The 8162-nt window shown below is 64.5% G+C and carries 9 protein-coding genes and 1 pseudogene; 4 read left to right on the top strand and 6 right to left on the bottom strand.

What is annotated here, in order from left to right; all coding sequences use genetic code 11:
* A partial coding sequence (locus JHD07_RS12270) for a response regulator (protein ID WP_291622358.1) occupies nucleotides 1-373 on the top strand: 373 nt, incomplete at its 5' end.
* A gap of 136 nt (nucleotides 374-509) precedes the next feature.
* Complete coding sequence (locus tag JHD07_RS12275; protein WP_291622360.1) at nucleotides 510-809, top strand: hypothetical protein; 300 nt, start codon at nucleotides 510-512, stop codon at nucleotides 807-809.
* A gap of 76 nt (nucleotides 810-885) precedes the next feature.
* Here JHD07_RS12275 and JHD07_RS12280 read toward each other — a convergent pair whose 3' ends face one another.
* From JHD07_RS12280 to JHD07_RS12295, 4 genes are all read right to left on the bottom strand, one after another.
* Complete coding sequence (locus JHD07_RS12280) at nucleotides 886-2496, bottom strand: acyl-CoA synthetase (protein WP_291622372.1); 1611 nt, start codon at nucleotides 2494-2496, stop codon at nucleotides 886-888.
* A gap of 184 nt (nucleotides 2497-2680) precedes the next feature.
* Nucleotides 2681-3817: an epoxide hydrolase family protein gene (locus JHD07_RS12285; RefSeq protein ID WP_291622361.1), complete on the bottom strand. Its 1137-nt coding sequence runs from the start codon at nucleotides 3815-3817 to the stop codon at nucleotides 2681-2683.
* Nucleotides 3818-3943: 126 nt separating this feature from the next.
* Complete coding sequence (locus tag JHD07_RS12290) at nucleotides 3944-4399, bottom strand: GatB/YqeY domain-containing protein (protein WP_291622363.1); 456 nt, start codon at nucleotides 4397-4399, stop codon at nucleotides 3944-3946.
* A 51-nt stretch (nucleotides 4400-4450) separates the two neighbouring features.
* Entirely contained in the window at nucleotides 4451-5161 is a 711-nt protein-coding gene (locus JHD07_RS12295; RefSeq protein ID WP_291622365.1) for an alpha/beta fold hydrolase, read from the bottom strand.
* Nucleotides 5162-5307: 146 nt separating this feature from the next.
* On the opposite strand from JHD07_RS12295, the gene carA reads away from it, so the two are divergent.
* Nucleotides 5308-6498, top strand: coding sequence for a glutamine-hydrolyzing carbamoyl-phosphate synthase small subunit (carA, locus tag JHD07_RS12300; RefSeq protein ID WP_291622366.1), 1191 nt, complete (start codon nucleotides 5308-5310; stop codon nucleotides 6496-6498).
* A gap of 39 nt (nucleotides 6499-6537) precedes the next feature.
* Here the strand turns inward: carA and JHD07_RS12305 are convergent, their stop codons facing one another.
* A complete protein-coding gene (locus JHD07_RS12305; protein WP_291622368.1) occupies nucleotides 6538-6753 on the bottom strand; it encodes a hypothetical protein in 216 nt (71 codons plus the stop codon).
* A 147-nt stretch (nucleotides 6754-6900) separates the two neighbouring features.
* Here JHD07_RS12305 and JHD07_RS12310 point away from each other — a divergent pair.
* Nucleotides 6901-7423 (top strand): annotated as a pseudogene (locus JHD07_RS12310) (hypothetical protein).
* A 154-nt stretch (nucleotides 7424-7577) separates the two neighbouring features.
* On the opposite strand, the gene JHD07_RS12315 reads toward JHD07_RS12310, so the two are convergent.
* Nucleotides 7578-8099: a DNA starvation/stationary phase protection protein gene (locus JHD07_RS12315; RefSeq protein ID WP_291622370.1), complete on the bottom strand. Its 522-nt coding sequence runs from the start codon at nucleotides 8097-8099 to the stop codon at nucleotides 7578-7580.
* Nucleotides 8100-8162 lie beyond the last annotated feature (63 nt).

Genomic DNA, 8162 nt, shown 5'->3' on the forward strand with positions numbered 1-8162 from the left:
GCACGAGACCATTCTCGTCGTCGAGGACGACGACATGGTGCGCGCCTATGTCGAGAACGAGCTGAAGGCGCTCGGCTACCGCGTCATCGCGACGTCGAACGGGCCCGCCGCGCTGGACGTGCTGCGCCAAGCGGGGGACATCCAGCTGCTGTTCACCGATGTCGTGATGCCCGGCGGCATGTTCGGGCCAGAGCTGGCGAGGCAGGCCATGCAATTGCGGCCTGGTCTCAAGGTGCTCTTCACCTCCGGCTACAGCCAAGATCCCGTCAAGGCGTCCGACGGAATTGGCGATGCCCGGATTCTTACCAAGCCGTTCCGCCGTAAGGATCTCGCCGCGATGCTGCGCGCCGCGCTTTCGGAGCCGGAGCGGTAGGACGTGGACACGTGTTTTGAACAGCGCTCCGATACGGCCGCATTTTGATATCTCCTTAGGGTCGAGGCAACCGATCGACGCTATTGGTTCGTCCGACCTTCACGAGGTAACGGTTGGTACAGAAGGACAATGCCTGGTGTACTTCACTGCCTTTCTGATCGTAGTAGTCTTGAGCGCGGTGGTATCGCTTCGTCGATCAAGGAATTTATCGAGCAACTCTCGGGGGGCCGGCCCGGCCCAAAGGCTCGCAGCGCGGCGGCGGGCGCTTTGGCCGGCGCTCTGCGCGGCTATTTTTGGGCTCGGGCTGCTCGCATTTCATCATATTCAAGACAAGCAGGAATTCGGTCCCTCTGTGACACTCGATCTCGCGGCGTTTACTGCCGCTTTCCTCGGCGGCTGGTTTCTTGGCGTCATTGCCGGGATGGATTGGGATTGAAGCGGCGCGACCAACGCAAAGCCAAAATGTGTCGAACTATCTGGTCTGGCCTTTCAACCAAGATCAGGATGCGATCCTAGCCCTTCGCGCGCAGCTCGCGGCGCAGCACCTTGCCGGTCGCCGTCATCGGCAGCGTCTCTGTGAATGCGACGATGCGCGGATATTCGTGGGCGGCGAGCTGCACCTTGACGAAGTCCTGGATCTCGCGGGCGAGCGCGTCGGTGCCGGTAAAGCCGGGCCGCAGCACGATCCAGGCCTTGATCGACTCGGTGCGGATCGGATCGGGGATGCCGACCACCGCGGCCATCGCCACCGACGGATGCTTCATCAAGGTGTGCTCGATCTCGGACGGGCCGACCCGATAGCCCGCGGTGGTGATGACGTCGTCCTCGCGGCTGACATACCAGAAATAGCCGTCCTCGTCCTGCACGCCGAGATCGCCGGTGAGCAGGAAGTCGCCGGCATATTTCTTCGCGGTCGCCTCCGGATTGCGCCAATATTCGAGCATGGTGACGGGGCACGGCTGGCGCACACCGATGATGCCGCGCTGGCCGCGCGGCAATTCCTCGCCCTTGTCGTCGACGATGCGGACGTCGAACCCCGGCGTCGCCTTGCCCATCGAACCCGGACGGATCGGAAACAAATTGGAGTTGCTGCCTATCACGAGGTTGCACTCGGTCTGGCCGAACACCTCGTGGGCGTCGATGCCGAAGGTCTCGCGTACCCAGCCGAGCAGCTCGCCGCCGAGCGATTCGCCGCCGGTGAAGATGCTGCGCAGCTCGACGCCCGGATGCTTCGCGCCGGCCTGCCGCATCAGCTTCAGCGCGGTCGGCGGCAGGAAGACGTTGCGCACGGAAAGATCGGCCATCATCTGCATCGCCGCCAGCGGCTCGAATTTTCGTGCGCGGTGGCCGACGAGAGGAATGCCGTGGTACCAGAACGCGAACAGGCCGTTGATGAGCCCGCCAATCCAAGCCCAGTCGGCCGGCGTCCACATGAGATCGCCGGGCCTCGGCAGGAAGTTGTGGCACATCTCCACGTTCGGGAGGTGACCGAGCACCACGCGGTGCGCGTGCAACGCGCCCTTTGGATTGCCCGTGGTGCCCGAGGTGTAGATGATCAGCGCGGGATCGTCGCATGAGGTATCCACGCGCGTGAAGTCGGGCGAAGCCGCCTTCACCGCACCCCAAAACGATGTCGCGCCCGACGGCACACGCCCGCCGACGACATAGACAGTCTTCAGGTCAGGCAGGCGGTCGCGGATCCTGGCGAGCTTCTCCCAGCCGCCCTCATCGGTCACGATCGCCTTGGCTTGCGAATTCGACAGGCGGAATTCCAGCGCGTCCTCGCCAAACAGCGCGAACAGCGGGATCGAGATCATCCCGGAGCGGAACGCTGCCATATGCACAATCGGCAATTCCAGCGACTGCGACAGGAACACCGCGACGCGGTCTCCGCGGACAAGCCCGTCCGTCTTCAGCACATTGGCGAATCGGCACGACATTTCGGCGATCTCGTCGAAGGAGGTGCGGCTGGTGGCGCCGTTGTCGTCGACATAGATCAGCGCGAGCCGGCCGGTGCCATCGGCATGGCGATCGCAGCACGCCTCGGCGATGTTGAAGTGCGCGGGGATGTCCCAGCGGAAGTTGCGATAGAGCTCGTCGTAGGTCGCGGCTTCGGTCAGCATGTAAGGCGTTTCCACGATGTCTCGTTGTTATCACCAGTCTAGGGCGGCCAATGCTGGGACAAGTCCCTCTCGTCATTCCGGGGCGATGCGAAGCATCGAGCCCGGAATCCATCGGGCGGCATTTCCTGCAGCTCGATGGATTCCGGGTTCGCCCTGCGGGCGCCCCGGAATGACAGCGAGTGAATTACCGCACCGTTGCAAAGAACTTCCTGACATCGGGCACGAACAGCTCCGGCTGCTCGAAGGCGGCGAAATGGCCGCCCTTCTCCATCTCGCTCCAATGCGTGATATCGTGGAAGTTCGGCTCCATCCAGCGCCGCACAGGCGTGATGATCTCCTTGGGAAACACCGCGACACCCGTCGGCACCTTCACCACCGGCGTGGTGCGGCGTTTGCCAAAGCTCTCCCAGTAGAGCCGCGCCGAGGAGGTCGCGGTCTCCGTTGCCCAATACAGCATGACGTTGTCGAGCAGCTCGTCCTTGCTGAAGATGTTCTCGGGATGGCCGTTGCAATCGGTCCAGGCCCAGAATTTTTCCAGGATCCAGGCGGCCTGCCCGCTCGGGGAATCCGTCAGGCCATAGCCGAGCGTCTGCGGCCGCGTCGATTGCTGCTTGGAATAACCGGAGTCGAGATCGGCATAGTGCTTGAGGCCGGCGAGCGCACGCTTCTCCTCCGCCGTCGGCTCGCCCTCGACCTTCGGCGCCGCGCTGAAGGCGAGCGTGATGTGGATGCCGGCGCAATGCTCCGCGTCCTGCGCGCCGAGCGAGGTCGTCACCGCCGAACCCCAGTCGCCGCCTTGCGCGCCGTAGCGCGCATAGCCGAGCCGCTCCATCAGCTTGGCCCAGGTCGCGGCGATGCGGTCGACGCCCCAGCCGGTGGTCCTCGGCTTCTCCGAGAAGCCGAAGCCCGGCAGCGAGGGACAGATCACGTGGAACGCGTCGGCGGGATTGCCGCCATGCGCAGCGGGGTCGATGAGCGGCGCGATCACTTTCTGGAATTCGACGATCGAGCCCGGCCAGCCATGGGTGATGATCAGCGGCAGCGCTGACGGCTCCTTCGAGCGCGCATGGATGAAATGGATGTCGAGCCCGTCGATCTCGGTGGTGAACTGCGCGAAGCGATTGAGTTTTGCTTCGCGTGCCCGCCAGTCGTAGCCGTTGGCCCAGTAGGCGCAGATCTCCTGGATCCATTTGAGCGGCGCGCCCTGGCTCCAGTCGTCGACCAGTTCGGCCTCCGGCCAGCGCGTGCGGGCGAGGCGTGACTTGAGGTCGGCGAGGATGTCGTCGCTGACGGCGATGCGAAACGGCTTGATGGCGGTCATCGTGCCTCCCCTTGTTCTTCTTGTCATTCCGGGGCGTGCGGAGCACGAACCCGGAATCCATTGATCAGCAGAGTTGGCGGCCCGATGGATTCCGGGCTCGTGCTCCGCACGCCCCGGAATGACGGCTCAGCCAGACAGCGCAGCCTTCACTAGGCCCGACGCTTTGCCGAAATCCATCTGCCCGGCATATTTCGCGCGCAGCACGGCAATCACCTTGCCCATGTCCTTCATGCCGGCAGCGCCGGTCTCGCCGATCGCATCCGCGATCGCCTTCTTCACCTCGTCATCCGCCATCTGCTTCGGCAGGTACGCCGAGATCACCGCGATCTCCTCGCGCTCCTGGGCGGCGAGCTCGGCGCGGCCGCCCTTGTCGTAAAGCTCGACCGATTCCTGGCGCTGCTTGATCATCTTCTGCAGCACGGCGAGCAGGTCGGCGTCCGACAGCGGCGGCTTGCCCTGTCCGCGCGCGTCGATGTCGGCGTTCTTGATGGTGGAGTTGACCATGCGCAGCGTGGACAGCTTGCGCTCGTCCTTGGCCTTCATGGCCTCCTTGACCGCATTGTTGATGTCGTCGCGCAGCATGATCTTGATCCCTTCGCATATCCAAGGCCTGATCTAGGCCGTTCGTGGCCTTCAGACAACCTCGGTTCCGAGCCATTCGGTGAGCGCCCGCACGGTCGCTTCCGGCTGCTCGGCTTGCGGCAGGTGCCCGCAGCGATCGAGGACCACGAGCCTTGCGCCGGCGATGCCCTCAGCCATCTCCTTCGAGAGCGTATTGGGGATGGTGTTGTCGGTATCGCCCGTCAGCACCATCGTGGGGCATTTGATCGTCGCCAGGGTCGGCCGCGAATCCACCCGCGCGATGATCGCGGTCTGCTGCCGCAGATAGCCGTCGACGCCGACATCCTCGTCCTGCGCATGCACGAGCTTCAGGATCTCGGCATCGTTGCGCCGCGACGGATGCACGAGCTCCGGAAAGCTCTCGTCGCGAATGGCGCGAAGCTCGCCGCGCCTGGCGCGCGCCATCAGGCCCAGCCGGCGCGCAGTCGCCTCCGGCGTATCGGGCCGCGCCTGGGTGTTGATCAGCGCGAGCCTAGCCACCCGCCCGGGCGCCTGGCGCATGATCTCGAGCGCGATGTAGCCGCCCATGGAATGGCCGGCGAGCGCGAAACGCGGCGGAGCCTCGCGCAGCACGCGGGCGGCGATATCGGCCATGCTGTCGTCGCGGATATGGTTGGCGACCATCACAGGGCCGAACCGCCACAGCGCGGGGATCACGGTGGCATAGATCCGGGCCGAGGACGCCAGCCCTGGAACCAGCAGAATGGGGGTCGTCTGGTCCATTATTGCCTCGCAAGCCCAGGAAATTGCCGGAAATTGTGCGGCGGAGCTTAAGGGCGGGAGGAGGCCTGTCAAATATGCAAAAACGCATGTGAATCCGGCCTCTCCCGCTTTGACGGGCGCGCGCGGGGGGACTATGAAACGCGCTCATGACACAACATGATAACGATCCCGCCTGGCCGGACCACAAACCGACCGCGCTACTCGTGCTTGCCGACGGCACGGTGCTCGAAGGCTTCGGTCTCGGCGCCGAAGGCCACGCCGTCGGCGAGGTCTGCTTCAACACCGCGATGACCGGCTATCAGGAGATCCTCACCGATCCCTCCTATGCCGGCCAGCTCATCACCTTCACCTTCCCGCATATCGGCAATGTCGGCACCAACGACGACGACATCGAGACGGTGAACATGGCCGCGACGCCGGGCGCGCGCGGCGTGATCCTGCGCACCGCGATCACCGATCCCTCGAACTACCGCGCCACCAAGCACCTTGACGCCTGGCTCAAGGCCCGCGGCATCATCGGTCTCTCCGGCATCGACACCCGCGCCCTGACCGCGCTGATCCGCAGCAAGGGCATGCCCAACGCCGTGATCGCGCATTCCAGGACCGGCGAGTTCGACCTGCACGGCCTCAAGGAAGAGGCGCGCGAATGGCCGGGCCTCGAAGGCATGGACCTCGTACCGATGGTCACGTCCGGCCAGCGTTTCACCTGGGACGAGACGCCCTGGTTGTGGGACAAGGGCTTTGGCCGCCAGGAGAAGCCGGAGTTCAACGTCGTCGCCATCGATTACGGCATCAAGCGCAACATCCTGCGCCTGCTCGCAGGCGTCGGCTGCAAGGTGACGGTGGTGCCGGCGACGACCTCGGCCGAGGACATCCTGGCGATGAAGCCTGACGGCGTGTTCCTGTCCAACGGTCCGGGAGATCCGGCTGCGACCGGCAAATATGCCGTGCCGGTGATCCAGGACGTCATCAAGTCGGGTACGCCGACCTTCGGCATCTGCCTCGGCCACCAGATGCTCGGCCTTGCCGTCGGCGCCAGGACCAAGAAGATGCATCAGGGCCACCACGGCGCCAATCATCCCGTCAAGGACGAGACCACAGGCAAGGTCGAGATCACCTCGATGAACCACGGCTTTGCCGTGGACGAGACGACGCTACCGAAGGGCGCGACGCAGACTCATATTTCCTTGTTCGATGGGTCCAATTGCGGCATCCAGCTCGACGGCAAGCCGGTGTTCTCGGTGCAGTACCATCCCGAGGCCTCACCGGGCCCGCGCGACTCGCACTATCTGTTTCAGCGCTTCGCCGATCTGATGCGGCAAAAGAAGAGCGCGTAAGCACTCGGCGGCCCGGCGGGAGCCCGCCGGGCTGCGCCGTCACGGACGCATGAACATGAAGTCCGTGTCGGGGTCGCAATTTTCGGCGATGAAGCGCAGCTCCGCCTGGATGTCGGGCACCGACCTCGTCTCGAGATATTTCGAGATCACCAGGTTGAGCAAGGCGCGGCAGACGGCTTCGTGCCCGAGGCCGGACGTCTCCGCCTCGTCGACGGCTGCCGAAAAATGACGCTGCGCTACCTCGGATGCGGACATGGCGTTCCCCCTCTTTCGCTTTGATGTGCGTGCCCGCCCTCGGCCGCCCGCGCCTTGATCTCCGTCAAGCCGGCGTATCGGCTGGTGCTGGAACAAGGCGGCGAGCGCCTTCTTGATTCCCGGACAATTGTGACCCGGAGCCCTGCCATGCCAGCCGTCCGCGACAATGCCGAACCGCTCGCCATCGTGTTCGAGGATGACGGGCTCGTGCCGAACAACATCCTTCCGTTCGTGGCCTACCAGGGCGCGGTGAAGCTCGATCCGAAACGAGCCGAGGAGACCATCGAAGAACTGTTCGAGGCAAACGGCTGGGGGGGGGACGTGGCGCAACGGCATCTACGACTATCTGCACTATCACGCGACGGTTCATGAAGTGCTCGGCGTCGCGCGCGGCAGCGCGCGCGTCCGTTTCGGCGGCGACCACGGCCGGGAGCTGGACATCAAGGCGGGCGACGTCGCGATTCTGCCCGCCGGCACTGGGCATCAATGCATCGAGGCCAGCGACGATTTCTGCGTGATCGGCGCCTATCCACCCGGAGCAAAGATGGAGATCACGCGGGCGACGCCGGAGAATCACGCGGAGGCGCTGAAGACGATTCCGCAAGTGGCGTTGCCGCCCGCTGATCCCGTGACGGGGAGGAACGGCGCATTGATGCGGTTGTGGCGGTAGCCGCAAGCGCAGTGCCCTAGGGTGGCAAAGCGACAGCGTGCCCACCAATAAGTTCAAGCCGTAGCGAAAGGTTGTGGGCAGGGCGCGCGAAGAGCGCGCCTTTGCCCATCCTACGGGACCTGTCCCGGATGATGCAGCCGGGCCTTACCCGGGCCTACGCCTCGTTACCGCCTTCCTGCCTCGTCGCCTCGAACAGGAACCAGGTGCGGCGCTCGGTCTCGTCGATGAAGTTTTCGAGGATGCTGGCGCTGGCGACATCGCCGGCCTCGTCGCAGACGTCGTGCGCCTTGCGCATCGCGGCCGCGACATGCTTGTTGTCCTGCATCAGTTCGCGCAGCATCTCACGCGGCGGGACGTAGTCCTCGTTGTTGTCCTTGATGGTCTGGAGCTTTGCGACCTGGCCGATCGACTTCAGCGTTGTGCCGCCGATCTTGCGGACGCGCTCGGCAAGCTGGTCGGTGGTGGCGAAGATCTGGTCGGACTGCTCGTCGAGCAGCAGGTGGTAGTCGCGGAAATGCCGGCCGCTGATGTGCCAGTGGAAATTCTTGGTCTTCAGATAGAGCGCGAACGCGTCGGCCAGCAGCACGTTGAGCGCCTCCGAGACCTTCTTGACCCCATCGGGCGACAGATCAGTGGGGGTATCGAGATCGGGCGAGACCTTGTTGGTTTTGCTCACGGGAAACCTTCCTGTTAGGACGCGGGACATTGACGGCGCGCCGTCGCACCCCTAACGCAAGGG

This window comes from Bradyrhizobium sp., from assembly GCF_016462955.1.
Taxonomy (GTDB): Bacteria; Pseudomonadota; Alphaproteobacteria; order Rhizobiales; family Xanthobacteraceae; genus Bradyrhizobium.